Origin of the sequence: Streptomyces sp. NPDC102283, from assembly GCF_044766265.1 — a bacterium.
GTDB lineage: Bacteria > Actinomycetota > Actinomycetes > Streptomycetales > Streptomycetaceae > Streptomyces.
On record NZ_JBIWLQ010000002.1, the window covers coordinates 528,472 to 551,620 of the forward strand.

Below are 23,149 nucleotides of genomic sequence, written 5' to 3' on the forward strand. Positions count from 1 at the left end.
GTGTCCACCCAGGACGGCCCGATCCTGATCATCGGGACCGAACGCTCCGGGTCGAACCTGCTGCGGCTGGTGCTCGACGCGCACTCGCGGATCGCGGTCCCGCACCCGCCGCACTTCATGCGGTACCTGTCCGGCATCCCGTACGACGGTGATGTCGACGCGATGGTGGGCGACGCGATGCGGTTGCTGCGCGACCACATCCACCCGTGGCCGCACGTGATCGACCGGGCCGCGGTGACCGGGGCGGCCGGCCCGTCGCTGTTCGGGGTGGTGTCGGCGATCTACGACCAGTACCGCGTCGCGGAGGGCGCGGCCCGGTGGGGGTGCAAGAGCACGTTCATGGTCGAGCACGTCGACGAGGTGCTCGCCGAACTCCCGGACGCGCGGTTCCTGTGGCTGGTGCGCGATCCCCGCGACGTGGCCGCGTCGGCGAAGCGGGCCGTGTTCGGCCACTGCCACCCGTACCGCATGGCGCTGCGGTGGACGGCCGAACAGAAGCTGGCCCGCGCGGCCCTGGAGCGGTGGGGGCCGTCAGTGGTGCGCCTGGTGCGGTACGAGGACCTGGTGTCCGCGCCCGACCGGGAGATCCGGGCGATCTGCGACTTCATCGGTGAGGCGTTCGAGCCCGCGATGCTGGCGCACCACCTCGGTGGCAACGCCCGGGTGACCGCGTCGCTGTCGGCCTCCTGGCGCACGGCGGGCGACCCGATCACCACGGCCCGGATCGGCGCCCACCGGCGGGGCCTGTCCGACCGGGAGCGGCGGCAGGTGGAGAGCGTGACCGCGCGGGCGATGGAGACGCTTCGCTACCCGTTCGACCGGGCCTCGCTGGACGAACCGGCGCCTGGTCCGCTCGGCGTCGCGCTGCGCGGGTTCGCGGTGCGGCTGGCGGTGGAGGCGCGATCGCTGCGCACCGACCGCAATCACTTCCGGCGCTGGCGGCGCGACGCCACCGTCCACCGACTGCGCCGCCGCGCGAAGCCACGCAGCGCCCCGGTTCCGGCAGGAGAGAGCAGATGAACGAAGCAGGAAGCGTCCGCACGCACTTCGCCGACCGCGCGAGCACCTACGACCGGTCCAGTTCGTGGTGCACCGACGGCGCGCTCGGCGAGCTGATGCTGTCCGCGGCCGCGCCCCGGCCGGGCGACGCGATCCTGGACGTGGCGTGCGGCACCGGACTGGTGTCCAGGCTGTTCGTCGGACGGGGGCGGCGGATCGTCGGCGTGGACATCACGCCGGAGATGGCCGTGCGGGCGCGCGACGTGCTCGACGAGCTGGTGATCGCCCCGGCGGAGGAACTGCCTTTCGGTGACGGCACGTTCGACATCGTGGTGTGCCGTCAGGGGATCCAGTTCATGACCCTGCCGGACGCGGTGCGGGAGATGGTGCGGGTGACCCGGCCGGGCGGGCGGATCGTGCTGACCCACCTGTGCGCCTACGGGGACGACGACCTCGACGAGTACGTCGAGATCCTGCGGCTGCGCAACCCGGCCCGGCGGCACTTCTTCCGGCCCGGCGATGTCGAGGCCCTGCTCACCGACGCGGGTTGCGACCCGGTGCGGTCGCAGCGGTACGTGTCGGTGGAGGACGTGGACGTGTGGTCGGACAACGGCGCTATCGGCGAGGACGCCCGGGATGCCATCCGGGACCGCTACGCACGGGCGTCACCAGCGTTCCGCGCACGGCACGCGGTGGCCGGGACGGACGGGCGGATCACCGACCGGATGCTGTTCGTCGTCGCCTCGGGAACGAGGGTCTGACATGGAACCGGACCAGTCCCCCGCCGACGGCGTGCGGGCCGCGTTCCTCGCCGAGGCGGCCACCGCGGCGCGGTACACCTACTTCGCTCAGGTCGCCGGCATCGAGGGGCACACCGAGGCGGCCCGGGTCTTCGGAGAGCTCGCCGAGAGCGTGGCCTGCGCCGCCCACGGTCACCTGGATGTGCTGCGCGACCTGCTGGGCGGCGACGATCCGGGCACCGGCCTCGTGCTCGGCGACACCCGCCGCAACCTGGCCGCGGCGATCAGCGGCGACCTCGGGGAGGCCACGCAACGCTACCCCGGCCTGGCGGCGCGGGCGCACATGGACGGCGTGGCCGACCTGGCGAGCTGGCTGGAGACGCTGTGCACGTTGAAGAAGACGCACGTGGACCGGCTGGAGCAGGCCCTCACCGGGCTGACCGAGCTGCGGTCCGCCGGGAACGGAGCGCCATGACCACCGACTACAACGCCGAGGCGATCACCGTCCACTCCGGGCTGGAGGCGGTGCGCCGCAACCCGTCGATGTACGTCGGTTCGACCGGCTCGGACGGCGCCCACCACCTGGTGCTCGAACTGGTCGACAACGCCGTGGACGAGGCCGCCGCCTGGCACTGCGGCACGATCTCGGTGGAGCTGCACGACGACGGCTCCTGCTCGGTCACCGACGACGGCCGGGGCATCCCCACCGACCCGCACCCGGAGGCCGGGATCCCGGCGTGTGAGCTCGTGCTCACCACGCTGCACTCGGGGGGCAAGTTCGACCACTCCTCGTACGCGACCTCGGCCGGGCTGCACGGTGTCGGCCTGGCCTGCGTGAACGCGTTGTCGGAGTGGTTGCGGCTGGACGTGTGGCGCGACGGCGCGCACCACAGCCAGTCGTTCGCCCGGGGCTCGGTCGAGACCCCGCTGGGCCGGGTCGGCGACAGCGGACGCCGCGGCACCCGGGTGCGGTTCCGCCCGGACCCGGAGATCTTCTCCTCCTGCGTGCTCGACGCGGACCTGCTGCACGCCCGGCTGCTCGACATCGCGTACCTGCACCCGGGGCTGCGGGTCGAGCTCATCGACCACCGCACCGGGCGGAACGAGTCGCTGTGCGAGATGACCGGGGTGCGGGGCCTGCTCGCGTACCGCGCCCGCGACGCCGAGAAGGTGCACGCCGAGCCGACCGTCATCAGCTGGGTCGGGGACGGGTGCGTGATCGACGCCGCCGTCCAGTGGACCGAGGGGTACGCGGAACAGATCTTCAGCTACGTCAACACCATCCGGACCGACCTGGGCGGGTCGCACGTGGACGCCCTGCGCGGCGCGCTGGCCGGGGTGGTGGCCGACCACCTCGGCCCGGCCGCGGACAGGATGACCGTGGTCGACATCCTGGAGGGGCTGACCGCGGTGATCGCGATCCGGATCCCGGACGCGCGGTTCGACGGCCAGACCAAGCGCACCCTGTGCAACGACGAGGCGGGCGCCCGCGTGTTCGACGTCGTCACCGAGCAGGCGCGACGGGCACTGGCGGCCGACCCGGAGCTGGCCCGCCGCATCGCCGAGCGGGCCGTCGACGCGAGTCGGGCCCGGCTCGCCGCGCGGCTGGCCGGGCGGACGGCCCGCTCCCGGACCCGGGCCGTCGAGGTCGACTACGCGCTCTACCAGCGGCAGTTCGGGATCCGCTCGAAGGACTGGCATGACTCGTGCTCCTGGCTCACCGACGAGGACCTGCTCGGCAAGCACGCGGAGCTGTGCGCGGTGCCGCCGGACGCGCGGATGCTGGACGTGTGCTGCGGCAGCGGTGTCGTCGGCGGCGCGTTCCGCGGCCGGGTCGGCGAGACGGTCGGGCTGGACCTCACCCCGGAGATGGCCGCGCTCGCCGCCACCCGGCTGGACGTCGTACACCAGGGCACCGTCTACGACCTGCCGTTCCCCGACGCCAGTTTCGACCTCGTGGTCACCCGGGAGGTGCTGCATCTGCTGCCCCGACCGGAGCGGCCGGTGTCGGAGATCTTCCGTGTGCTGCGGCCGGGCGGGCAGTTCATCGTCGGGCAGATCGTGCCGTACGCGGACGTGGACGCGTTCTGGATGTTCCGCGTGTTCAAGAAGAAGCAGCCGCTGCTGTACCAGATGTTTCGCGAGGAGGACTTCCGGGCGTTGCTCACCGGCGGCGGGTTCACCGACGTGCGGATGGAGGAGTACTTCCTGTGGGAGTCGATCGACCGGTGGATCGACACCCACGAGACGACACCGGCGAACCGGCAGGAGATCTACCGCCTCTACTACGACGCGCCGCGCGAGGTGCGCGACGTGCACCCGTTCGAGGTGCTGCCGGACGGCTCGGTGCGCGACCGGTGGCGGTGGTGCGTGTACTCGGTGCGGAAACCCGACCATGCCTAGCCGCACCGTGGACAGCCCCGTCGCCGAGGTCGCGCGCCGGCTGGAGGTGCTGCGGCCGCTGCGGGGCACGCCGGTGCCGCACTTGCGCACGAAGGTGCGCGATCTCGTCGTCGTCGCGTCGAGTTCGCGGGGCGGGTCGAGCATGCTCGCCGAGCTGCTGCGGTCCTCGCCGCACCTGCTGCACCTGCGCGGTGAGCTGAATCCGTTGCTGAGGCTGGTCGGCCTCGACCACCCGCACAGCGGCACCGGATCCGACGTGCTGGACGCGGCGCACTGGCACGGGCTTCCACCGAGGGCGCGGGCGTTGTTCGAGGCCGAACTAGCCCTGGACGCGGGCTCTCCCGGTACCGGCGTGGAGAACCTGGCGGTGGACGCGGCGTGGCGGCTGGTCGTGCAGTGGCCGGGGCGGGACCTCGACCCCGTCGACCTGGTGCGGACCGCCGAGGCGGTACTGGACCGTGATCTCCCCCGGTTCGCGCGGGCGCTGATCGGCAGGGCCGGCGTGAACCCGTGGTACTACGACCTTCCCGGGCGGCCACCGGGGCCACGACCGGCCGGTCCGCCCGGTGACGTGCTGCTCGAGGAGCCGCCCTTCGTCCTCCCCCGGCCGTGGCGGCCCGCGGACGAACACGATCTCGCCACGAAGCCGCTGGTGATCAAGACGCCGGGCAACGCCTACCGGCTCGGCTTCCTGCGCGCCGCCTTCCCCAACGCGCGCCTGCGGGTCCTGCACCTGACCAGGAACCCGGCCGCCTCGATCAACGGCCTGGTCGACGGGTGGCTGCACCACGGGTTCCACGCGTACCGGCTGGACGAACCGCTGCGCATCGCCGGATACGCCGACGTGCGGCCGGCCGACCGGCACTGGTGGAAGTTCGACCTGCCACCCCGCTGGCCCGCGTACACCGCCGCCGCCCTGCCCCGGGTCTGCGCCCACCAGTGGTGGTCGAGTCACCGGGCGGTGCTCGCGCACGGGGCGGACCACACGGTGCGATTCGAGGACCTGATCAGCGGTCCGCACGAGCGCGCGGACGCCGTCGAGCGGATCGCGGACTGGCTGGGGATCCCGTACGACGGTCCGCTGAAGCGGGCCGCGACCGACGGCATCGCCGCGACCGTGTCCACCGCCGCACCACGCCCCGGCAGGTGGCGGGCGCGGGAGGAGGAAGTCAGGTCCGCGCTGAGCGCCGACGTACTCGCGATGGCGGAGAGGCTCGGTTATGCCCGTGACGACCACTGGATCTGAGCTGAGCACCCACGGCGGCCCGGGGTGGGTCCCCCGGGTGGCGTCGCACCTGGACGAAGTCGCGGCCGGGGGTGTGTGGGCGCCGTGCGGCTACCGGTCGGAGACGGCCGCGCTGCGGTCGGTGCTGCTGGTCCGCCCGCCGGACAGCATCGCCGCGGTGCGACGGCCGGGGCCCTCGCTCATGCTGGGGCCGGTGGATCTGCCGGCGATGCGGGCGCAGTGCGACGCGCTGGCGGACCGCCTGCGGGACAACGGGGTCGAGGTACACCTGACGTCCCCCGAGGCGACGCCGAACGTGGTGTTCGCGCGAGACCTGTTCTGGATGACCCCGGCCGGGGCGGTACTGGCGCGGATGGCGTCGGCGCAGCGGGCCGGCGAGGAACGGCATGCCGCGCTCGCCCTGGCCGGGGCCGGGTTCCCGATCCTGCGCACGGTGTCCGGCACCGCGGTGTTCGAGGGCGCCGACGCGCTGTGGATCGACCCGTCGACGGTGATCGTCGGTACGGGATTCCGCACGAACGCGGCCGGCGCCGCCGAGGTCGCCTCGGCGGTCGCGGGACTGGGGGCGCGGGTGGTGACGGTGCCGTTGGTGCCGGGCGTACAGCACCTGCTGGGGACGGTGGTGTTCCTCGACCCTTCCACCGCCGTCATCCACCGGTCGGCGAGCCCACCGGAGTTGGTGACGCTGCTCCGCGAGTACGGCTATCGGGTGATCGCGCTGCCGCCGGACGAGGAACTGCTGGTGCGGCGCGGGATGAACCTGCTGGTGCTCGCGCCGGGACGGGTGCTGATGCCCGCGGGCTGTCCGGGAATCCGCCGGACGCTGGAGCGGGCGGGCATGGCCGTCGACGAGATCGACATCGGCGAGTACCTGCGGGCGGCCGGCGGGATCGGCTGCGTGACCGGGGTGGTGCGCCGTGATCACTGAGAGCCGGTCACTGGGCCGATCACTGGGCCGGGTACACCGTGGGGTCGTCCAGCGGCACCTTCAGCCAGGAGATCATCTGCCGGAGCTGGTGGTACGCCGCGAGCCGCTGCTCGTCGGAATCGGCCTCCTCCGCCGCCGCGATCGGCTCCCACAGGCGCGGCACCATCACCGGCCCGAGTTCGAGCAGGCCGCCGCTGCCGCCGGTGGCCCACTTCGCCAGCACATACCGGACGATCGCGCCGACCGGGATGTCCAGGTTCCGGGACATGCCGCGCACGGTCTCCAGCGGATCGAGGAGCCCGTAGTCGACCACCTCGGCCTTGAAGTTGGCGTGCGGGTCGTCCGGTGGCCAGCACCGTTCCCACTGGCGCAGCCGAACCGCCGGCGTACCGGTCCCGTCGTAGGCCAGGTCATCCATGTCGCCATCCATGCCGCCACCTTAAGGGCGGCACCGAGCTTGTCCGACCGGGCAGGGATGAACACCGAAGTCAGGAAAGGAGAACCAGTGAACGAGCACCTTCGTGAGGAGCAAGTCGCCCTCGTTCCGACCGACTCGGGCGCCGCGACCAGCGGCACCGCCACGGCCGACGACGAGGCGATCCGTCAGCAGCTGCGCAGCCTCGGCTACCGCATCTGACCAACCGCCCCGGCCCTCCCGCACGGGCGGGTCGGGGCGTCCCCGCGTGTCGGGGTTCACCGTGCTGGCGGGCGGGAGTGTTGACCACCCGACGGCGCGTTGTAGCGTGCGGCGACCTGGAGGCGGCATGGCTGAGACGACCAACCCGTTCGACGACGACGACGCACCGTTCCGGGTGCTGCGCAACGACGAGGGCCAGCACTCACTGTGGCCGGAGTTCGCTCCGGTGCCCGCCGGGTGGCGAGTGGTGCACGGCCCGGACGGCCGGGCGGCGTGCCTGGCCTACGTCGAGGAGCACTGGACCGACCTGCGTCCGGCCTCCCTGCGCCGCGCCATGGACGACTCGACCGGGTGAGCTGCCGGATTTCCGCGGTCGAACGTCGGAGCAGTCGCACAACCACGCTTCACACGGTGTACGGCGTGCACATCGCCCGGGAACCTGGCGGCACAGCGGCATAGGGGCAGAACAGTGAGTCAGTCCGCACTTCCGTTACCACGACTACGACCACGTTCACGGGAAAAGCGCGGGTGCGCGCTGATCGTGCAACAGGGCGCCTGGGACATGCCCAAGGAATCGATGCCGCTCGCCGCCGGTTATCTGACAGCCGCAGCCCGGGCCGATCCCGTGGTGGGACCCGAGTTCGACGTGGGAATACAGAACTTCCGCGGTGGGGAATCGCTCGGCTCGATGGCACGCACGATCTTCTCCGGGGTGGTGCCGGACGTGCTGGCGTTCTCGGTCCTCGGCTGGAACCTCAACCAGTTCGGCGCGCTCGCCGAGACCTACAAGTCGGTTCGCCCGGACGGCTTGGTCGTCTTCGGCGGAACGCACGTCGCCCACCAAGCGGAACGCGTCTTCCGTCGTTTCCCCGAGGTCGACGTCGTCGCCAACGGCGAGGGCGAGTTCACCTTCCGCGACCTGCTGCTCGCCGTCCTGGAGGAGAAGTCGCCGCACGATCTCGCGCAGGTGCCGGGAATCTCCTACCGCGACGAGGAAGGCACGATCCACACCACTGGCGAGGCGCCGCGCATCGACGAACTGGACATCATTCCGTCGCCGTTCCTCACCGGGGCCATCCCGCTGCTCGATCACCATGGCCGGTTCCCCTACGACGTCGCGCTGATGGAGACCAACCGCGGCTGTCCGTACAAGTGCTCGTTCTGCTACTGGGGTGGCGCGGTCGGCCAGAGGATGCGCGACTTCTCCCGCGAGCGGCTGCGCGCGGAACTCGACGTCTTCGGTTATCACCGGATTCCGACGGTGGTGTTGTGCGACTCGAACTTCGGCATGCGGCAGCAGGACGCGGAGTTCGTCGAGGACCTCGTCAGGACGCGCGAGAAATATGGGTTCCCGCAGTCGCTGGAGACGTCGTGGGCGAAGAACAAGTCCAAGACGTTCCACAACATCATCCGCCGGATGAAGGCCGAGGGGTTCCAGAGCTCGTTCACCGTGGCGCTGCAGACACTGGACGACACGGCGTTGCGTGACATGGGCAGAAACAACATGCGGCTCAACGAGTGGAAGGAGCTGGCGGCATGGCTCGCGGCGGAGGGGCTCGACGCCTACGCGGAGCTGATCTGGGGCGCGCCGGGTGAGACGGTCGACTCCTTCCTGACGGGCTACGACCGGCTGTCCGCACACGTGTCACGCATCGCCGTCTACCCCCTGTTGCTGCTGCCCAACACGAGCTACGCGGAGAACCGCGAGGAGCACGGCTTCGTCACCGTGCGTGGCGACAACGACGACTTCGAGTACGTACTCGCCAACCGCACCGTCACGGTCGCGGAGAACACCATGATGCAGCGGTTCATGTTCTGGGCCCGGATGTTGAGCGAGAACATGTACTTCCGGCACATCTGGGTGCCCCTGCGGGAGCTCGCCGGGCTCACCCAGAGCGCCGTACTGCTGATCCTGTCGGACTGGTTCCAGGAGTCGGCCGATCCCGCCGTCGCGGAGCTGCTCGGCCACGGCCGCGAGTTCACCGACTCCGGCCTGGTCGTCGAGTCGCTCCACAAGCTCTACGCAGACCCGCGGTTCGCCCCGATCTTCCAGCGGTGGTGGGACGAGGCGATCCTGCCGAAGGTGCCCGAGCGGCACAGGCCGCTGCTGAACGAGATCTTCCGCTACGACCGTGCGACCCGCCCGATCTACTCCGGAGCGGGTGCCGAGGACGCCGAGGTGCGCAGCATCGACGGTCTACCGCACTACGTCCGCAGCGGCCTGCGGTTCCAGTACGCGATGCCGCACGTCCTCGACGCCATCCGGGCGAGCCGGCCGTTCGACGATGAACCCTCGCCGGTCGAACTGACGCTCGCACATCGCGTCGGGTTCGACGACTACCTCGACAACCACGAGCTCGCGACCTATTACGCGGGTCGCTGCCTCGAGATCAGGTAGCCGTCGGCACGACGGACGAACGCATCGTCCGGCAACGCGTCCACACGCTGATCCCGCCGTCTCGGATTCCAGCTCGGAAATGATCGAGGGCCGGTTTCGGATTGCTCCGAAACCGGCCCTGACCTGCGACTGTCTCCAGTCGGGACGACAGGATTTGAACCTGCGACCCCTGCGCTGCATCGACGAGAGCGCCGCGTTGCCCTGCTCGATGCGCTCGCCGAGCAGAGCGTCGACGTTCGCCCCGTGGACGAACACACGCTTCGGCACCGGCTCGGTCGCCCCGGTGTGTTCGGCCTGCGAGATGGCCTTCATGGGCTGCCATCCTCCGGAGCCGACGACAGCCGGAGCATCAGCAAAACCGTTTCTGCGGCCCGGGGATGAACTCCAAGCCGGCCGTGGTGGTCCACAGGTCGGGCACGCCGTCACCGCCGGAGTCGCCGGAGGACACGAAGACGTTCACCTGCTCGAGTTCAACAAGCAGCACCAGGGCGCCGCGGTCCGCCGAGAGGCACTTGGGCAGCAGGACACCGCGGGGCCTCATCGCACCTCGCTCCCCTCGGCCTTCGGCTCCCGGGCCGAGGGGACGCGGTCCTCTCGCAGGGTGAAACCGACGAGGCCCAGCGCCAGCCCCACCAGCAGGGCCGCCGCCAGTGGCAACAGACCGGCGTCAAAGCCCACGAGCGTGCCGCCCAGTGCACCGCCGAGCGCGGCCCCCACATAGGCGGAGCTGCTGTGCAGGGCCATGGCCTGGGTGGCGCCCTCCGGCCCCACGCGGTCGATCATGAGGGCCTGAATGGCCGGTGGCACGGCCCACGCGGCGGCCGACCAACACACCAGCAGCATGGCCACGAGCACGACAGGCACGGGCCGCACCACCCACAGCGCGCAGAAGGCGACCATGCCGGTACAGAAGAGTCCGCCGCCCGACCACAGCGCCCGCAGGGCCCCGTGCCTGTCGACTATGTGTCCCGCGAACCTGGTCCCGACGATGCCCCCGGCGCCGGACAGCACCAGCAGGAGAGCCAACCCTGTGCCGGTCACCGAGGCCAATCCGTCCAGGAAGGGTGCGAGGTAGGTCTGGAGGGCGAGGTTGCCCGCGACGGTGACGGCAGTGACCAGCAGGATGAGGAACACGGCACGCCGCTGGAGGGGCCTGAGCAACACGCGGATCCCGGGCGCCACTCCTGGGCGTGGCGTGTGCGGCACCTTCGCCCAGATCAACAGCAGGGCTACCGTGCCGAGCGCTCCGGCGAAGACGAAGGTGGCCTGCCACCCGAGCGCGCCGCCGAGATAGGTACCGGCGGGCACCCCGATCAGCACCGCGCCGGTCAGGCCGGTCATGACCGTGGCCAGGTACCGCCCGCGCCGTTCGGGCGGGGCTGCCGAGGTGGCCGCCGCGAGGGCGGCGGGCAGGACGACCGCGGAGCCGAGGGCGGCAGCGACTCGCAGCCCCATGAGGACGGGGAAGGAATCGACGAACGGGACGGCGAAGTTGGCTGCACCGAAGACGCCGAGCGCCCCGAGCAGGGCCTGCTTCCGGTCGACTCTCGACAGCAGAAGCGCCCAGAGGGGGGCAGTCAGTGCGTAGACAAGCGAATAGACGGTCACCAGCTGGCCGGCCGCGCCTTCACTCACCCGCAGGTCCGCCGCCAGGTCGGGCAGCACACCGATAATGATGAAGTCGTCGGTCTGGACGGCGAAGGCGGCGAGCGTCAACGCGTAGAGCCACAGGAGCGTTTGGCGAGGGAGCACTTCCACCGAATTAAGGTAACAGATGTTGCCCTTACTGGGTGTGAGACCGTGACAGCCCCCGAAATCCCGGCCGGCGAACCCGCGCGACGCCGGAGCGAGAAGAGGTGCCGCCATGGCCAGACCGATCAACCTGGACCGCCGCCGTGAAGTCCTCGACGCAACCATCGATCACCTCGCCCGTACCGGCATCAGCCAGTTCACCCTGCGCGGCATCGCCGAAGCGCTGGGGCAGAGCACCCGCGTCCTGACCCATCACTTCGCCGACAAGCGGGATCTGCTGGGCGCCGTCGTGCTCCGGCTGGACGAGCGGCAGCACGAGGAACTGCGTTCGACCACAGGCTGGGCGGACGCAGACGTCCCGGTCAGCCGTGTCGTCCGCTCGGCGTGGGCCCGCAACCTGAGCCCGGCGGAACGCTCCATGACCAGCCTCATCCGCGAGATCGAAGGCCTGGCCGCCGCAGGGCGGTTGCCCGGGTCCGTAGTGAACTTCGTACGCGGAAGATCGGAGTTCGTCGCCTCGTGCCTTACTCTGCGTGGCATGTCCGGAGCCGACGCTCTTGTTGCGGCAACCCTCCTGAACAGTGCTTTCGCGGGCCTTCAAGCGGACTACCTCACTACCGGCGACCGGAAACGGGCCGAAGCGGCACTGGACGAGCTGTGCCTGTGGCTAGACACGAGATGTGGGGCAGCAGACAGCTGAAGCGTGTTGCAGAAGAGTGGGTGTGAGCAGGTCAATGTGGTGTTTGACCTGGTGGTCAAGCGTGTCATGGCAAGGTTGCGCATGGTGGCGACGACGGGGTGGAGGCCGTCTCCCTTTCTGGCGGCGGTCGCGAAGGATTTTCCCGTTCTTCGTGCGGGCGAAGGGCGGGCTGAGGCAATCGCCAGGCGGGTGTCCGCATCGATGATGTCCTACACATTCGCCGAGACCCGATAGCTGCGGGAGGACGCGGCGACGTGCGGTCCCGCTCCGGGACGAGAGTCCCGTCCACGATCCACAACCGCTCGACATCCGCGACGGGCCGCGGAGCCGGCTCGATCGCCAGGCGCGGCCGCGGGGCGCTGGTCGACCCGGCAGACGATGGCCGCGGAGATCCCGAAGAGCGGGAGAGCTGCCGCCACGTGAGGTTGATCCGGTAGTGGACGGCCACCAACAGGGCCCTGTCCGCCAGCGGCAGGCGCCAAGGCCAGCCGCCATCGGGACCGCTTTTAAGCTCGGTTACGAGCATCTGCGCCGCCACGACCTCCGGCACACCGCGCTGACGTGGTTCGCCGACGCCGGGGTCCCGGTACACGTGCTCCGCAGGATCGCCGGCCACGGTTCACTGACCACCCCCCAGCGCTACCTTCACCCGGACGTCCACAAGATCACGGCCGCCGGGGCGGCGCTCTCTACCCACTTCAACATGCTGCGCGCACCGCGCTCGCTGCCGGGCCCCATCGTCATGACCCGCTGACCCGCAGACCCGGTCAAGGACGCCGGATCTCCAGCTGGTCCCCAACTGGTCCCCAAAAATGATCAAGGGCCGGTTTCGGATTGCTCCGAAACCGGCCCTGACCTGCGACTGTCTCCAGTCGGGACGACAGGATTTGAACCTGCGACCCCTTGACCCCCAGTCAAGTGCGCTACCAAGCTGCGCCACGTCCCGCCGCGTTCTCCCCGGTTGCCCCGGGTGACCGCGCAGGACAAACATTACCTCACTCCGTGGACCGTATCGACGCCCGTGCCTGTTGGGCGCGGGCGGCCAGCCCCTCGGCTCCGCAGGCCATCGCCTGCTTCTGGGCGCGGGCGAGCTCACGGTGCGAACCGATCGCGATGCCGTAGTCGACCCGGGCGAGGGCGTGCTCGTAGGCGGAGGAGGACTTCTCCAGGTGTCCCACCGCCTCGGCCAGCAGCTGCGCGGCCCGCTCAGGGGGTGCGAAGAGTGCGACGCAGCGCAGCGCCTCGCCCATGGCGGTGGGTGTGCCGAACCTTTCGGCGTGCACCCGGTTCCGGGCTGCGAGATGAGCCGCACGGGCCGGGTCGTCCTCGGCCAGGGCCCGCGCCAGGTCTCCGGCCCAGGGAGCCCAGATGCCGTTGAAGCGTTCGCGCGACTCCAGAGCGGCGCCCGCCGCTTCGAGCTCGGCGATCGCGTCCTGCTTACGGCCCTCCGCCAGCAGCAGGCGGCCCCGCATGCTCGGTCCGTCGGGCAGCACCATGGCGCTGGGATAGGGCGGGCCGAAGTCGTAGCGGTCGGCGATGCGGCGGGCCTCCTCGGTGCGTCCGCGGGCCAGCAGGGTGTCGATGAGCAGGCAGGCGGCGTCCCAGTGCACGGGGAGCCCGGAACCGACGCGGTCGGCGAGGCGGAGCCCTTCGCGCAGGAATCCCTCGGCCTCGGCGAGGCGCCCGCGACGGCGGTGGACCATCCCGAGCAGGGTGTGGGCGAACGCCAGGTGGGCCCCGCTCCAGCCGGAGATCTCGAAGGCCCGGACCGCCTCGCCGAAGAGGCTCTCGGCGCGGTCCAGCTGGTCGACGAACGTGTAGGTGATGCCGACCATGGTGGGGAGCTCGAAGCCCCACTCGGAGTCGGTCCAGCCGAGGCCCCGGGCGGGACTGCCGTCGATCAGGGCGCGTTCGCACAGGTCGACGATGAGCTGGGCGTTCTCACCGCGCACCATGGCGTCGAAGGCCCGCAGCGTGAGCAGCGCCCGCTCCGCGTTGTCGCGGCCCTTGAGGTGGTCGGCGTTGCGGGTGAGCCGCCGGGAGCGGGCCGGTCCGTCGTCCTCGGTGGCCTGCATGCCCTCCCACATGAAGTGCGCGGCCTGCAGCCGCATCAGCCCGGGGCCGGGTGCGGTGCGCGCGGCCTCGGCTGCCAGCGAGAGCGCCGCGTCCTTGAGCTGGTTGTTGTGGGCGAGCGCGGCGGCGAGGCGGAAGGTGGCGTCGACCCGCAGCCCGTCGTCGAGCCCCGGCATGTCCAGGGCGGCGCGGAGGTGCTGGACCGTGGTGGGCGGGGAGCTCAGCAGCGTCGCGCAGCCCAGCTCGTACAGCAGGACGGCCCGGTCCTTGGGGCGCGGCGGCTCCTCGATCGCCCGTTCCAGGCAGCGCCGGGCCGCTTCGGGCGCACCGACGGCGAGGTGCTGTCCGGCGGCTTCCCGCAGTTGCGCGACCAGTTCCTGGTCGTCGTCCGGGTGGACCTCCAGCAGGTGCCGGGAGGCCGCGGCGGCCCCGAGGCCGGCCCGGGTGATCGCCCAGGCGGCGCGCCCGTGCATGGCGGTGCGGGTGGCCGGCGGGATCGAGCGGTAGACCGCCGTCGCGATCAGCGGGTGGACGAACTCCAGCGGGTCGAAGCCGCTGACGATACGGGCGTCGCGCAGCCGGGCCGTGCAGTCGGCGGCCTCCGCCGAACTCATTCCGGCGAGGGTGGCGGCCAGCTCCTGCGAGATGTCGGTGCCGAGCACCGCGGCGGCCCAGGCGAACCGGTTGGCGTTCGTGCCGAGCCGCTCCAGCCGGGCGACCAGCCCGCTGCCCCTGGCGGAAGCGCCGAGCTCGCGCAGTTCGCCCGCGGATTCCTCCACCGGCGGCAGCTCGCGGTCCTGGACCTTGGCGACCAGCTCGACCGCCTCGTACGGGTTGCCTCCGGTGACGGCCCACACCTCGCGGCAGAACGGGTCGTCGGCGTGATCGCCGAGGCCCGCGCGGACCAGTACGGCGGTGGCGTCCGGGGTCAGCGCCCGCAGGGCGACCCGGGTCATCGTGCCCTTGCTGCCGAAGCCCCGCTCGGCCTCGCGGTCGGCGATGTAGTTGGCGTCGCGCTCGGCCAGCTCCTGCGGGCGGTGGGCCTGCACCACCAGGAGCGGCAGTTCACCGAGGCGGGCGGTGAACGAGGCCAGCCAGGCGAGGGATTCGCCGTCCGCCCAGTGCGCGTCGTCCACGATGAGCAGTAACGGCCGGTGGCTGAGCCGCGACGCGAGTCGGCCGACGACGAAGTCCAGGCCGTCGCGCACACCCTGCGGATCGGGCTGCGGCCCGCTCGGCTCGGCGAGTCCCAGGGCCGGGGCGGTCGTCTCGTACCAGTCGCCGAACAGGGCGCGGGTCTCGTCGGGCGGGAACTGGTCGAGTGCGGGCTGCAGCAACTGCCGCACGACGTGGAACGGTACGGAGGTGACGGTCTCGCCTCCCCGGGCGGACCAGACGGTGCAGCGGTCGGCGGCCATCCTCCGGATCTCCGCGAGCAGTGCGGTCTTGCCGATCCCCGCCTCTCCGCTGAATACCAGGAGTCCGCCGACGGCCTGGGCACCGCACAGGGCGTCCACCGCCTCCGCGGCGGCGGCGAGTTCCGGTTCACGCTCGTACAACGGTTGGGACGGCTTCATGCCCACCCTTCCCACAGAGGCAGTCTTCTCGACGGTCGAGCCTAGTCGTGCGCGGGTGCTCGTCGACAGGGTTCGCGTGATTCTCCGCAGGTGCGAGGCACAATCGAGTGGTGAACGAGACGCGCAGAGACCGTGATGCCGAGGGCCGGGCGCGCAACGCGCGCCCCCGTGACGGACTGGGACGCCCCCTGCCGTACGGCACACCCGGCGTCGAACGACAGCCGGAGGGGGTCGTCCGCACGCCCCCGGAGTCGCTCCGGGAGGCGCAGCGACTGCTGGATGCGGGCATGCCCTTCCACGCGCACGAGGTCTTCGAGGACGCCTGGAAGTCGGGTCCGGAGGACGAGCGCGAGCTCTGGCGGGGGCTGGCCCAGCTCGCGGTGGGGCTGACCCATTCCGCGCGGGGCAACACCGCGGGCGGCGCGCGGCTGCTGCGTCGGGGCGCGGGAGCGCTCGCCCCGTTCGCCGCGTCCGGGCCGCACGGGATCGCGGTCGCGGGACTGTCCGACTGGGCTCGGGAGTTGGCGGGCCGGGTGGAGGCAGGCCCGACGGTCGACGCGGCTGCGGAGGCACCCCGCCTGCGGGGGTAGCCCGCACGACCGGGACCGAGGCCGGGGCGAGGCGGGGCGGGGTCAGGAGCGGAAGAATCGGGTCCGCGGGCCCCGGCCCCGTACAGCTACTACGATCCGGCTCCATGAGCACTTCTGACCAGGACCAGGACCAGGACCAGCACCGGGACCAGCGCGAGAAGGACGGGGGCACCGACTCCCCGATAGCCGACGCCGCCGCGGAGGCGGAAGCGGCCACGGAGACGACTACGGCTACGGCTACGGTCGAAGCCGACGTTCCCGGTGGTGAGAACCGTGAAGACGGCCAGGACGGTGGGAACGGGACGAGACTCACCCCGCGCCAGGCCCGGCGGCTGCGGATCGTGCTCTCCTCGGTGGGCATGGCGGCGATGGCCCTCGTGCTCGGGCTGCGCATCGCGAGCCGCTCGTCGGTGCTCGTCGTCGGCGTCTACGGGCTCGCGCTCATCCTGTGCGGCGTGGTGATCGAGCTGAGCAGGAACGGCCGCACCCGGCTGGCCAGCTGGCTGCTGGGAACAGGACTGCTGGCCGCCGTGGGAGCGGACTGGCTGCTGCTTCCCTGAGAAGGCGTGGTGCGGTGGCCTCAGATCAGCAGCAGTTGGAGTCCGCCGATCACCGTCGCACCGATGACGATCCGGTCGAAGACCTTCTGGTTGATCCGGTCGACGCAGGCCCGGCCCAGGTAGGCGCCGGGCAGGACGAACAGCAGGAGACAGGCGTCGAGCAGCAGGGAGCGGGCGTCGATCAGGCCGAGGCCCACGCTGAACGGCACCTTGGACACGTTCAGGATCAGGAAGAACCAGGCCGAGGTGCCGAGGAAGCCGAGCTTGCGGAATCCGGCCGAGAGCAGATAGAGCGACATCACGGGCCCGCCGGCGTTGGCGACCATCGTGGTGAACCCGCCGAGAACCCCGTAGCCGCGCGCGGCGGTCCGACCGGTGCCGACGACGGTTTCGTCGCCTGCGGCGGTCCCTGCGCGCTCCTGCGTCCCGGTCCCCGTGCTCTCCTCGGCCTCGGTCCCGATCTCGGCCTTCGTCTCGGCCTTCGTCTCGGCCTCGGTCTCCTTCTCCGCGATCCGGCGGCGCCACAGGGTGACGCCCGTCATGAACAGCAGGATCGCGCCGATGGAGGTGCGGACCGCGGCGTCGTCGGCCCACAGCAGGAACAGGGTGCCCGCCACGACGCCCACGGCGACGGCGGGAAACAGCCGGAGCAGTGTGGGCCAGTGGGCGTGACGGCGGTAGACACGTACGGCGAGGAGGTCGCCGACGATGAGGATCGGAAGCAGCACTCCGGTCGATTCACGGGCCGGGAGAACAGCCGCGAAGACCGCGAGGCTGATCGTGTTGGCACCGCTCACAGCCGTCTTGGAGAAGCCGACGAGGGTCGATGCCGCCGCGAGTGCGGCCAGTTGCCAGAGGCTGATGGTGTCCATGTCGGGATAGATGGTAAACGCACCGGTTTTTAAGGCCGACGCCTCCGAGGCGCCTCCCGCCTACAGCACCCCTCCACCACCACCTGGTGAGCGTTTGATCGATTCAGCCCGCCTGTGATCAAACTCTTGCCCCTCTTTGATCAGTCGCTCAGGATTCACGCATGACCGCCTCCCTTGGTGCCCCCTTCGAACTCCCGCCGGAAGACCGCGCGTCGAGCCCGTACACCGGATACACCCGCGCCCACTGGGAGGCGGCCGCCGACGGGATGCTGGACGCCGCGTGGAAGTGGGCCACGCCAGGTGGCGCCCGACTCGACCTGCCCGGTCCCCCGTCGCACTCGGGTGTCCGCTCCGACGGGCTGGAGGGGTACGCGCGCACGTTCCTGGCGGCCGGTTTCCGGGTGGCGGGGGCGGACGGCAAGGACCCGAACAGCCTGCTGGAACGGTACGCGGACGGGCTCGACGCCGGTACCCGGACACCGGGCCGGGACGACGCGGAGTCCTGGCCACTGATCCTGGACCACGATGTGCGGGGACAGCCCATGGTGGAGTCCGCCTCGGTGGCCCTCGGCCTGCGACTCACCCGGCCCTGGCTCTGGGACCGGCTGACGCCCGACGTGCGGGACCGGGCGGAGCACTGGCTGCGGGGAGCGCTGCGGCACGTTCCGGCGGGCAACAACTGGTACCTCTTCCCGTACACCGTCGCCGGATTCCTGGAGTCGGTGGGCCGGGGCGACGCGGAGACGGCACGGGCCCGGGAGCGGGCGCTGGAGCTGCTGGAGCTCTGGTACCGGGGCGACGGCTGGTACGCCGACGGGGACGGGCGCGCCTTTGACCACTACAACGGCTGGGCGCTGCACCTGTATCCGCTGCTCGACGCCCATCTGTCGGGCGACGCGCGGGAGTCGGCGCGGCATGGGGCGCGGTTGCGCGAGCATCTGGAGAGCTTCTCGCTGATGTTCGGCGGCGACGGTGCGCCGCTGTACTTCGGGCGCTCGCTGACCTATCGCGGAGAGCTTCTCGCTGATGTTCGGCGGCGACGGTGCGCCGCTGTACTTCGGGCGCTCGCTGACCTATCGCTTCGCCGCGAGCGCGGGTGTGGGTCTGGGCGCGGTGACCGGACACACGCCGCTCGCCCCGGGAGCGTCCCGGCGGGTGGTCAGCGGGGCACTGCGGTACTTCCTGGAGCGCGGCGCGGTCGACGGGAGCGGTCTGTTGAGCCTCGGCTGGCACGGCCCGCACGCGGCGACGCCGCAGACCTACTCCGGTCCCGCGTCGCCTTATTGGGCGTCGAAGGCGTTCGTGTCGCTGTTGGCTCCCGCCGAGCATCCTTTGTGGTCGTCACCGGAGGAGGCGGCCCCGAGCGAGGGTCCCGACCGGGTGCTGTCCGTGCCGGCGGCGGGCTTCCTGGTGCAGTCGACGCGGGCGGACGGTGTGGTGCGGCTGCACAACCACGGCAGCGACCATGTCCGCCCGGACGAAGGCGAGTCCGCGGCCGACGAGGACCCGCACTACGCGCGGCTCGCGTACTCCACCGTGACCGGGCCGACCTCGGCGGCGAACACCGCGGACAACCATCTGTCGGTGACGGTCGGCGGGGCGCGCAGCGCGCGGCGGCGCATCCATCCGCTCGGGTCGGGGCATGGCGACGGCTGGGGCTGGGCGGCCTCCTGGCACCTGCCGGTGTTCCCGGCGGGCCCGTCCACCGTCCCCGGGCTGCGGGTGGAGAGCGTGATCGTGGCGCGGGGCCGCCATGAACTGCGGGTACACCGGGTGGTGGGCGCGCCGGACGGGGCGCGGGCCGAGCTGACGGGCTGGGCGACCGACCCCGGCGGCACGGTTCGCTCGCGGTTGCGGGGGCTGCACGGCTGGGAAGGCCCCGAGGACGTACGGGCCCCGGAGGGAACGGCGTTCACCTCGTGGGCGACCGTGCCCCGGCTCGCCGCCGGGGTGACCGGCACGGTGGTCCTGGCCGCCCTGGCTTCCCTCACCGGCGATCCCGAAGCCGCTCCGGAGCCCGCCGAGGCCGTGGGCGGGGTGGCGGTGTCCGGCTCCGCGGTCGAGATCCTCTGGGCGCAGGACGGGGCGCGCACGCGGATCACGTTCGGCGGTGCGGCGGTGACGGTGGATCACGGGCCGCCGGGCGCCGCCGCCTGAGGCCCTCGTTCGGATCAGGCCGGATCAGGGAGCCCGGCATGATCCGGACGAGAGGCCCCCGTACTACGCGTCCGTACGGATCACCACCACCAGTGTCCGGGGACCGTGCACGCCCTCCACCCGCTCCAGCTCGATGTCGGAGGTGGCGGACGGGCCGCTGATCAGCGTCGTCGGGCGTTCGGGCACCAGGCGCGCCACCGCCTCCGGCACACCCGCCTCGACGGTGGAGAGGTCCACCACGCAGAGGTGCAGATCGGGGACGAGGGTCAGCGCCCGGCGGCCCTGGCCGGGCGAACCGTCCAGAACGATCGTGCCGGTCTCGGCGCAGCCGGCGGCCGACGCCGTCACCACCGCGTCCAGGCCGTCGAGCCGTGAGGGCGGGACATCGGCGTCGTCCTGCCGCACCTCGCCGTCGTAACGGGCGAGCCAGCGCGCGTCCAGCCCGGCCGGCACGCCGATCCGGCGAGCGCCGTGCTCCCGCAGGAGGTCGCCGACGACCTCGGCGGTGCGGTCGGCCGTACAGGGGTGTACCCGCGCCCTGTAGTCGAGGAGCCTGTCGGTGAACAGGGCGAGGCGTTTCTCGTCGGGCAGGGCGCGGCCGGTGCGGTAGTCGCGCGGGACGACGACGGCGGGCGTCGGGGCCAGCGCGAGGGCGTCGCGGATCCGGCCCAGCACGGTGTCGCGGGCACGGGTCATGTCGCGTCCTCCTCGTCGTGTTCGGCCGCGGCGGCCCGCAGAGCGGCCGTGCCCTCCTCGGAGGCGAACCAGGAGCGGAAGGTCTCCCGGGGCGGGGCCGCGGTGTCGCGGCTGTCGCTCCAGCCGCTGAGCGGCGGGGGCAGCCGGGAGATCGTCCCGTCGCGCCCGGCGATGACGCGGCCGAGCCCGGACGCCTTCTGCGCGGCGGTGTACAGGGCCGGTCGGCGCATCACGGCGGCGGCAGCCCTCATCGCCAGCTTCTCCGGTGTGACGCCGGTCTGTTCCGTGTGCTGGTGGCGCAGCTCCACCAGCAGCGAGGGAATGTCGATCTTCACGGGGCAGGCGTCGAAGCAGGCCCCGCAGAGGCTGGAGGCGTACGGCAGGGAGCTGTTCGGGTCGTCCTTCGCCGCGTGCATTCCGGCCAGTTGCGGAGTGAGGACGGCGCCGATGGGCCCGGGGTAGGTCGAACCGTAGGCGTGGCCGCCGGTCCGCTCGTAGACCGGGCAGACGTTGAGACAGGCGGAGCAGCGGATGCAGTTGAGGGCCGCGCGTCCGATGGCGTCGGCGAGCGCTGCGGTGCGGCCGTTGTCGAGAAGGATCAGGTGGAAGTCGCGCGGACCGTCGCCGGGCGTCACTCCGGTCCACAGCGAGGTGTAGGGGTTCATCCGCTCCCCTGTGGAGGAGCGGGGCAGGAGCTGGAGGAAGACCTCCAGATCCTGGTAGCGCGGAATCACCTTCTCGATGCCCATCACGGTGATGAGCGTCTCGGGCAGGGTCAGGCACATGCGTCCGTTGCCCTCCGACTCGACGACGGCGAGCGTGCCGGTCTCGGCGACACCGAAGTTGGCGCCGGAGACGGCGACCTTCGCCGTGAGGAACTTCTCGCGGAGGTAGCGACGGGCCGCGGCGGCGAGGTGGGCGGGGACGTTGTCCAGCTCGGGGTCGACTCCGGGGATCCGGTCGAGGAAGATCTGCCGGATCTCGTCCCGGTTGCGGTGGATCGCGGGCACCAGGATGTGTGAGGGCTTGTCGTGGGCGAGCTGCACGATGAGTTCGGCGAGGTCGGTCTCGTACGGGGTGATGCCGACGGATTCCAGGTGCTCGTTGAGTCCGGTCTCCTGGGTGGCCATCGACTTGACCTTGATGACCTCGTCGCTGCCCGCGGCCCTCACGAGCCGGGCGACGATCTCGTTGGCCTCGTCGGCGTCGCGCGCCCAGTGCACGGTGCCGCCGCGTTGGGTGACCTCGCGCTCCAGTTGTTCGAGCAGTTCGGGCAGCCGGTTCATGGCGTCGGTCTTGATGGCGGAGCCCGCGTCCCGCAGGGCCTCCCAGTCGGGCAGTTCGCCGGTGACGTCCAGACGTTTGGCGCGGATGGTGCCGGTGGCGCGGCCGAGGTTGCGGCGGAGTTGGTCGTTGCCCAGTTCGTCGTGGGCGGCGCGGGGGAAGGCCCGGTCGCCGCGGAGGTTGCCGGTGCCGTACGGGGAGCGGGGCGGCGGGGCGGGCATGCCGAGGAACGTGCTCATGCGGTGGCCTCCGTCAGGACGTCGGGCGTGGTGCGGGTCGCGGCGAGGATCCGGGCGAGGTGCAGGGTGCGGGTCCCGGACCGGATCCGGGAGAGCCCGCCGCCGATGTGCATCAGGCAGGAGGAGTCCCCCGCTGTGCACACCTCCGCCCCGGTGGCCGCGATGCTCGCCGTCTTGTCATGGAGCATCGCGGTGGACGTCTCGGCGTTCTTCAGCGCGAAGGTGCCGCCGAATCCGCAGCAGGAGTCGGCCCCCGGCAGCTCGACGAGGTCGATGCCCTCGACCGCGCGCAGGAGTCGGAGAGGTTTGTCACCGACCCGGAGCATCCGCAGGGAGTGGCAGGTGGGGTGGTACGTCACCCGGTGCGGGAAGTACGCGCCGACCCGGGTGACGCCGAGGACGTCCACGAGGAGTTCGGAGAGCTCGTACGTCTTCGCGGCGACGGCGTCCACTCCGGCGCGGAGCTCGCCGTCCCCGTACCGGTCGGCGACGATCCGGTGCTGGTGCCGGACGGAACCGGCGCACGAGCCCGACGGCATCACGACCGCCTCGATCGAGGCGTCGCCGAACGCGTCCGCGAAGTCGCGGACCAGGGGCACGGGTTCGCGCTGGTAGCCGGTGTTGATGTGCATCTGCCCACAGCAGGTCTGGCCCGGCGGGAACACCACGTCGTGGCCCAGGCGCGTGAGCAGGATCGCGGTGGCCTTCACCGCGTCGGGGAAGAGCGTGTCTCCCAGACAGGTGGCGAAGAGTCCGATGCGCATGGAGCCTCCCCGGTCGGGTTCTCCGCGGCGGTCGGTGTCCGTCGCATTTTCACTATGAGGTTTCTATGGTCGGACCTCAAACGTCCTGGATGCTGTAGCTGCCGAGGGCGAAGTGGAGACGGAGCAGCCGGCCCAGGGCGTCGTCCGGATTGCGCACGATGCGGGCCCCTGCGTGGGGCCCCCGGCCGGGCTGCGCCACCAGGACGCCGATGGTCTCCAGCACCCGGAGCGCCTCGCGCAGGGCGGAGCGGCTGACGCCGAGCACCTGAGCCAGTTCCCGTTCGGGCGGCAGCCGGTCACCGGCGCGGAGCTCTCCGGCGAAGACCCGTTCCTCGACGCTGCGGAGCACGAGCTCATGGGTGCGGGACTGCCGCACGGGCTGCCATTCGACGGGCATCCGCCACTCCCTGCCTCGGCCGGTTCCGGAAATGCGGCCTAGTCTTCTGAGTCAGGAATTCTGTTCAGATATGAGGCGAGGCGTTCGAGGATCTCGTCCGCGGTCTTGGTCCAGACGTAGGGCTTGGGGTCTGTGTT

Annotated in this window: 21 protein-coding genes, 1 tRNA gene and 3 pseudogenes; 14 read left to right on the forward strand and 11 right to left on the reverse strand. The window is 71.5% G+C overall.

The genetic code is table 11. The annotated features are described in order from the left end of the window. Genes ACIRJT_RS06650 through ACIRJT_RS06675 form a run of 6 tightly spaced genes read left to right on the forward strand, consistent with a single transcriptional unit; the run spans position 1 to position 6,316 of the window. Positions 1-1,020 carry a sulfotransferase family protein gene (locus ACIRJT_RS06650; RefSeq protein ID WP_403905385.1) on the forward strand — a complete coding sequence of 340 codons (1,020 nt, stop codon included), beginning with the start codon at positions 1-3 and terminating at the stop codon, positions 1,018-1,020. Then, positions 1,017-1,760, forward strand: coding sequence for a class I SAM-dependent methyltransferase (locus ACIRJT_RS06655; protein WP_403905388.1), 744 nt, complete (start codon positions 1,017-1,019; stop codon positions 1,758-1,760). Before ACIRJT_RS06650 ends, ACIRJT_RS06655 begins: the two co-directional genes overlap by 4 nt. A 1-nt stretch (position 1,761) precedes the next feature. Further along, positions 1,762-2,214, forward strand: coding sequence for a rubrerythrin family protein (locus tag ACIRJT_RS06660; RefSeq protein ID WP_403905391.1), 453 nt, complete (start codon positions 1,762-1,764; stop codon positions 2,212-2,214). Beyond that, positions 2,211-4,142 carry a methyltransferase domain-containing protein gene (locus ACIRJT_RS06665; RefSeq protein WP_403905393.1) on the forward strand — a complete coding sequence of 644 codons (1,932 nt, stop codon included), beginning with the start codon at positions 2,211-2,213 and terminating at the stop codon, positions 4,140-4,142. The genes ACIRJT_RS06660 and ACIRJT_RS06665 overlap by 4 nt, the downstream gene beginning before the upstream one ends. Then, positions 4,135-5,388: a sulfotransferase gene (locus tag ACIRJT_RS06670; RefSeq protein WP_403905395.1), complete on the forward strand. Its 1,254-nt coding sequence runs from the start codon at positions 4,135-4,137 to the stop codon at positions 5,386-5,388. The genes ACIRJT_RS06665 and ACIRJT_RS06670 overlap by 8 nt, the downstream gene beginning before the upstream one ends. Further along, a complete protein-coding gene (locus tag ACIRJT_RS06675; RefSeq protein ID WP_403905397.1) occupies positions 5,363-6,316 on the forward strand; it encodes a dimethylarginine dimethylaminohydrolase family protein in 954 nt (317 codons plus the stop codon). The genes ACIRJT_RS06670 and ACIRJT_RS06675 overlap by 26 nt, the downstream gene beginning before the upstream one ends. A gap of 19 nt (positions 6,317-6,335) precedes the next feature. Here ACIRJT_RS06675 and ACIRJT_RS06680 read toward each other — a convergent pair whose 3' ends face one another. Beyond that, positions 6,336-6,746, reverse strand: a complete 411-nt coding sequence (locus tag ACIRJT_RS06680) for a DUF6027 family protein (RefSeq protein WP_403905400.1) — start codon at positions 6,744-6,746, stop codon at positions 6,336-6,338. Between the two features lie 75 nt (positions 6,747-6,821). On the opposite strand from ACIRJT_RS06680, the gene ACIRJT_RS06685 reads away from it, so the two are divergent. The 3 genes from ACIRJT_RS06685 to ACIRJT_RS06695 all read left to right on the forward strand — a co-directional run bounded on the left by ACIRJT_RS06685 (position 6,822) and on the right by ACIRJT_RS06695 (position 9,351). Further along, on the forward strand, positions 6,822-6,953 hold the full coding sequence (locus ACIRJT_RS06685; RefSeq protein WP_403905402.1) for a hypothetical protein: 132 nt from the start codon (positions 6,822-6,824) through the stop codon (positions 6,951-6,953). 127 nt (positions 6,954-7,080) lie between these two features. After that, complete coding sequence (locus tag ACIRJT_RS06690; RefSeq protein WP_403905404.1) at positions 7,081-7,308, forward strand: MbtH family protein; 228 nt, start codon at positions 7,081-7,083, stop codon at positions 7,306-7,308. A gap of 186 nt (positions 7,309-7,494) precedes the next feature. Further along, the gene (locus tag ACIRJT_RS06695) at positions 7,495-9,351 is read left to right on the forward strand and encodes a KedN5 family methylcobalamin-dependent radical SAM C-methyltransferase (protein WP_403905406.1); all 1,857 of its coding nucleotides are present in this window, start codon (positions 7,495-7,497) and stop codon (positions 9,349-9,351) included. A 349-nt stretch (positions 9,352-9,700) separates the two neighbouring features. On the opposite strand, the gene ACIRJT_RS06700 is transcribed toward ACIRJT_RS06695, so the two are convergent. Beyond that, the gene (locus tag ACIRJT_RS06700) at positions 9,701-9,892 is read right to left on the reverse strand and encodes a hypothetical protein (protein WP_403905408.1); all 192 of its coding nucleotides are present in this window, start codon (positions 9,890-9,892) and stop codon (positions 9,701-9,703) included. Beyond that, complete coding sequence (locus ACIRJT_RS06705; protein WP_403905411.1) at positions 9,889-11,109, reverse strand: MFS transporter; 1,221 nt, start codon at positions 11,107-11,109, stop codon at positions 9,889-9,891. The genes ACIRJT_RS06700 and ACIRJT_RS06705 overlap by 4 nt, the downstream gene beginning before the upstream one ends. Positions 11,110-11,215: 106 nt before the next feature. On the opposite strand from ACIRJT_RS06705, the gene ACIRJT_RS06710 reads away from it, so the two are divergent. Next, positions 11,216-11,803 carry a TetR/AcrR family transcriptional regulator gene (locus ACIRJT_RS06710; RefSeq protein WP_403905414.1) on the forward strand — a complete coding sequence of 196 codons (588 nt, stop codon included), beginning with the start codon at positions 11,216-11,218 and terminating at the stop codon, positions 11,801-11,803. Positions 11,804-11,910: 107 nt separating this feature from the next. On the opposite strand, the pseudogene ACIRJT_RS06715 reads toward ACIRJT_RS06710, so the two are convergent. Further along, positions 11,911-12,305: pseudogene (locus tag ACIRJT_RS06715) on the reverse strand (transposase family protein); the annotation flags it as partial. Between ACIRJT_RS06715 and ACIRJT_RS06720 the strand changes: the two are divergent. Continuing rightward, positions 12,240-12,557, forward strand: coding sequence for a tyrosine-type recombinase/integrase (locus tag ACIRJT_RS06720; protein WP_403905417.1), 318 nt, complete (start codon positions 12,240-12,242; stop codon positions 12,555-12,557). The pseudogene ACIRJT_RS06715 and the gene ACIRJT_RS06720 sit on opposite strands and share 66 nt — an antisense overlap. Before the next feature lie 118 nt (positions 12,558-12,675). Here the strand turns inward: ACIRJT_RS06720 and ACIRJT_RS06725 are convergent. Together ACIRJT_RS06725 and ACIRJT_RS06730 are read right to left on the reverse strand one after the other, a co-directional pair. Then, a tRNA-Pro gene (locus tag ACIRJT_RS06725) sits at positions 12,676-12,749 on the reverse strand. A 49-nt stretch (positions 12,750-12,798) separates the two neighbouring features. After that, positions 12,799-15,453, reverse strand: a complete 2,655-nt coding sequence (locus ACIRJT_RS06730; RefSeq protein ID WP_403905420.1) for an ATP-binding protein — start codon at positions 15,451-15,453, stop codon at positions 12,799-12,801. Between the two features lie 110 nt (positions 15,454-15,563). Here ACIRJT_RS06730 and ACIRJT_RS06735 point away from each other — a divergent pair, with 110 nt between their 5' ends. Both ACIRJT_RS06735 and ACIRJT_RS06740 read left to right on the forward strand, forming a co-directional pair. After that, entirely contained in the window at positions 15,564-16,043 is a 480-nt protein-coding gene (locus ACIRJT_RS06735) for a DUF309 domain-containing protein (protein ID WP_403905421.1), read from the forward strand. A gap of 104 nt (positions 16,044-16,147) precedes the next feature. Next, a complete protein-coding gene (locus ACIRJT_RS06740; RefSeq protein ID WP_403905424.1) occupies positions 16,148-16,603 on the forward strand; it encodes a hypothetical protein in 456 nt (151 codons plus the stop codon). Positions 16,604-16,623: 20 nt separating this feature from the next. Here ACIRJT_RS06740 and ACIRJT_RS06745 read toward each other — a convergent pair whose 3' ends face one another. After that, entirely contained in the window at positions 16,624-17,475 is an 852-nt protein-coding gene (locus ACIRJT_RS06745) for a sulfite exporter TauE/SafE family protein (RefSeq protein WP_403905427.1), read from the reverse strand. 161 nt (positions 17,476-17,636) lie between these two features. On the opposite strand from ACIRJT_RS06745, the pseudogene ACIRJT_RS06750 reads away from it, so the two are divergent. Further along, positions 17,637-19,632 (forward strand): annotated as a pseudogene (locus ACIRJT_RS06750) (DUF2264 domain-containing protein). Between the two features lie 63 nt (positions 19,633-19,695). Here the strand turns inward: ACIRJT_RS06750 and ACIRJT_RS06755 are convergent. The 4 genes and pseudogenes from ACIRJT_RS06755 to ACIRJT_RS06770 form a co-directional block, all read right to left on the reverse strand. Next, positions 19,696-20,328, reverse strand: coding sequence for a lactate utilization protein C (locus ACIRJT_RS06755; protein WP_403905430.1), 633 nt, complete (start codon positions 20,326-20,328; stop codon positions 19,696-19,698). Next, entirely contained in the window at positions 20,325-21,851 is a 1,527-nt protein-coding gene (locus ACIRJT_RS06760) for a lactate utilization protein B (protein WP_403905432.1), read from the reverse strand. The genes ACIRJT_RS06755 and ACIRJT_RS06760 overlap by 4 nt, the downstream gene beginning before the upstream one ends. After that, positions 21,848-22,615 (reverse strand): (Fe-S)-binding protein, encoded by a 768-nt coding sequence (locus tag ACIRJT_RS06765; protein WP_403905434.1) that lies wholly within the window; start codon positions 22,613-22,615, stop codon positions 21,848-21,850. The genes ACIRJT_RS06760 and ACIRJT_RS06765 overlap by 4 nt, the downstream gene beginning before the upstream one ends. 79 nt (positions 22,616-22,694) lie before the next feature. Beyond that, positions 22,695-23,012: pseudogene (locus ACIRJT_RS06770) on the reverse strand (FadR/GntR family transcriptional regulator); the annotation flags it as partial. Between the last annotated feature and the right edge of the window lie 137 nt (positions 23,013-23,149).

Coding starts and splice junctions, on each gene's coding strand:
- ACIRJT_RS06655 (WP_403905388.1), top strand. CDS start 1,017: ATGAACGAAGCAGGAAGCGTCCGCACGCACTTCGCCGACCGCGCGAGC.
- ACIRJT_RS06660 (WP_403905391.1), top strand. CDS start 1,762: ATGGAACCGGACCAGTCCCCCGCCGACGGCGTGCGGGCCGCGTTCCTC.
- ACIRJT_RS06665 (WP_403905393.1), top strand. CDS start 2,211: ATGACCACCGACTACAACGCCGAGGCGATCACCGTCCACTCCGGGCTG.
- ACIRJT_RS06670 (WP_403905395.1), top strand. CDS start 4,135: ATGCCTAGCCGCACCGTGGACAGCCCCGTCGCCGAGGTCGCGCGCCGG.
- ACIRJT_RS06675 (WP_403905397.1), top strand. CDS start 5,363: ATGCCCGTGACGACCACTGGATCTGAGCTGAGCACCCACGGCGGCCCG.
- ACIRJT_RS06680 (WP_403905400.1), bottom strand. CDS start 6,746: ATGGATGGCGACATGGATGACCTGGCCTACGACGGGACCGGTACGCCG.
- ACIRJT_RS06690 (WP_403905404.1), top strand. CDS start 7,081: ATGGCTGAGACGACCAACCCGTTCGACGACGACGACGCACCGTTCCGG.
- ACIRJT_RS06700 (WP_403905408.1), bottom strand. CDS start 9,892: ATGAGGCCCCGCGGTGTCCTGCTGCCCAAGTGCCTCTCGGCGGACCGC.
- ACIRJT_RS06710 (WP_403905414.1), top strand. CDS start 11,216: ATGGCCAGACCGATCAACCTGGACCGCCGCCGTGAAGTCCTCGACGCA.
- ACIRJT_RS06730 (WP_403905420.1), bottom strand. CDS start 15,453: ATGAAGCCGTCCCAACCGTTGTACGAGCGTGAACCGGAACTCGCCGCC.
- ACIRJT_RS06740 (WP_403905424.1), top strand. CDS start 16,148: ATGAGCACTTCTGACCAGGACCAGGACCAGGACCAGCACCGGGACCAG.
- ACIRJT_RS06745 (WP_403905427.1), bottom strand. CDS start 17,475: ATGGACACCATCAGCCTCTGGCAACTGGCCGCACTCGCGGCGGCATCG.
- ACIRJT_RS06755 (WP_403905430.1), bottom strand. CDS start 20,328: ATGACCCGTGCCCGCGACACCGTGCTGGGCCGGATCCGCGACGCCCTC.
- ACIRJT_RS06760 (WP_403905432.1), bottom strand. CDS start 21,851: ATGAGCACGTTCCTCGGCATGCCCGCCCCGCCGCCCCGCTCCCCGTAC.
- ACIRJT_RS06765 (WP_403905434.1), bottom strand. CDS start 22,615: ATGCGCATCGGACTCTTCGCCACCTGTCTGGGAGACACGCTCTTCCCC.